The organism is Massilia sp. Root335 (assembly GCF_001425685.1).
In the GTDB taxonomy this organism is placed as follows: domain Bacteria; phylum Pseudomonadota; class Gammaproteobacteria; order Burkholderiales; family Burkholderiaceae_D; genus Telluria; species Telluria luteola.
The window spans coordinates 839-1,248 of sequence record NZ_LMCY01000024.1 but is presented as its reverse complement, the minus strand read 5'-3'; the positions used below and the strand labels follow the sequence as shown (position 1 = coordinate 1,248).

At 50.0% G+C, this 410-nt stretch carries 1 protein-coding gene; it reads left to right on the top strand.

Translation table 11 applies throughout. The features are described from left to right. The coding region (locus ASC93_RS32130; protein WP_229412724.1) for a hypothetical protein at positions 1-222 on the top strand (222 nt) is incomplete at its 5' end. Positions 223-410 lie beyond the last annotated feature (188 nt).

Genomic DNA, 410 nt, shown 5'->3' with positions numbered 1-410 from the left:
ATCCAATTTCTGCTTTATCCATCTGTGCCGCCTCCACTTCGTTCCGGTTCCGCTCGTTCGCCTCGCCGTGGGGATAACGAAAACCACGTTATCACCCAAGCCTCGACTCACTTCCCGGCTGTTCCCTCCATTTCTATCTTCATCAGCTATCCATTCGTGTTTTTCATTATCCTTCGTTTGATCCCTTTAACGGAAGGCTTGCTTCACAAGCCTCTGGATTGAAAGCATTCTCCCCTCGCCCGCCCCTACGTTTGTCTTCTCGCTTTGAAAAGTTTTTCGTGTTTAGTCTTGTTCTTTTGAAGTGAACCACCGAGGATTGAGCGAAGGGGTTTGAGTGAAGCGAGCAGACAGCCCCCTAATAAAGGGGGAACTGTCAAACGAAATGGGACGAATCCGAGGCCTATCGCTCG